Genomic DNA, 1413 nt, shown 5'->3' on the forward strand with positions numbered 1-1413 from the left:
CTGAGTAATCATCCTATTGACAGAATTATTTTCCTGTGCTAGGACTAGATTGTGAGTAATATCTGAGTAATTAGGTAGGACTATCGGGTTAAGTGAATCACGGTTATTGCAGTTATGATAACGGTCAGTTAATAGTGGACACAACTGGACTCGAACCAGCGACCCCCACGATGTCAACGTGGTACTCTAACCAACTGAGCTATGCGTCCGAACAGTTTATTACATTAACATAACTCACCCGAAAATTGCAACCCCCCAAACGGATCTATTTTTCCCCTCGCGATCGCTGTATGCTTAATGAAGTTGTATCAGCCGCCCATCAGGCGACGGGACACACAGTTCCAAGGGAGGAGATGATGGTTAAGAAAAGTCTAGCCGATATGGTCAAACAGGAAGCAGAAAAGGCGGGTAGTCCCCCCCCAGAATCTGCTGATACTGATCATCAAATTAATACAAGCACATCCCCAAGGGACAATACCTCCTCTAGCCGTCCAACCCCCACCCAAGCCGAATTAGAGGCGCAGATGGAGTTAGAAGCTCAAGTAGCCTGGCTTGAATCCCACTTACAGCAGTCCCAGGAAACTGAGCAGACTTTAAAAAAAGAGATTTCTGCCCTTCAATTAACTGTTAAAAACGCTCAAGCCAGCCATAGGCAATTAGCCACTACAATCAATAAACTACAACAAGAATTAGAGGAAAAAAATAAATTAATAGCCCAACTTAAACAGGAGACTGAAGCGGCGGCGGCCTTAAAGGAAAAGCTAGAACAGGCAGAATTAATAGCACTACATCTGTCGGAAACGAATACTAAACTTTTACAACATATCGAACAGTTAAAACTAGAATCATCTACGTCTAAACTAGCACAGAAACCCACGAAGCGATCCCCACCTCATTTAGTGCCTCGTCCCGAACATTCCCTCAGTCAACCGATGAACAATGAAGATTTTTCTCAAAGTACCTGGCTGTTATAATTTATCCATTAGTGCGAGACGTTCAGGTAGGAAATAAGGCTGAGATGCCTGAAATAACTACCTGGTGAAAACTTCAGCCCCCTGACTGAATACAAGAAGCTCGCTTCTGACCATCCCTATAACTGTTTATATGTCCCGACGTTTGGTATAGAAATATACATAACGTGCGAAACGTTTAGGAGTCAAATAGGGCTGCAATGGCTGAAATAACCTCCTAGTGGGACTTCCACCCCTTGGTGGAATATAAGGGATTCGCACCCCTGACCATCCCATAACTATCTATGTGTCTCAACATCTGGCTTCGACAACCAGATAAGGCAGAGAGACTCAAGGTCAAGACTGAGCGAAAAAAAGAGGGGAGTTGTGTTATGGTCGAAAGAGAAGTCACCTTCCCCAACTCCAATTCCAAACCGTGCTTGCGAGTTTCCCAGCACACGGC

Annotated in this window: 1 protein-coding gene and 1 tRNA gene; one reads left to right on the forward strand and one right to left on the reverse strand. The window is 44.5% G+C overall.

The annotated features are described in order from the left end of the window. Positions 1 to 135: 135 nt before the first annotated feature. A tRNA-Val gene (locus ACTIE0_RS24375) sits at positions 136 to 209 on the reverse strand. A 36-nt stretch (positions 210 to 245) separates the two neighbouring features. Here ACTIE0_RS24375 and ACTIE0_RS24380 point away from each other — a divergent pair. After that, positions 246 to 974 (forward strand): hypothetical protein, encoded by a 729-nt coding sequence (locus tag ACTIE0_RS24380; RefSeq protein WP_006624503.1) that lies wholly within the window; start codon positions 246 to 248, stop codon positions 972 to 974. Positions 975 to 1413 lie beyond the last annotated feature (439 nt).

Source organism: Limnospira sp. (assembly GCF_051859755.1).
Taxonomy (GTDB): Bacteria; Cyanobacteriota; Cyanobacteriia; order Cyanobacteriales; family Microcoleaceae; genus Limnospira; species Limnospira fusiformis.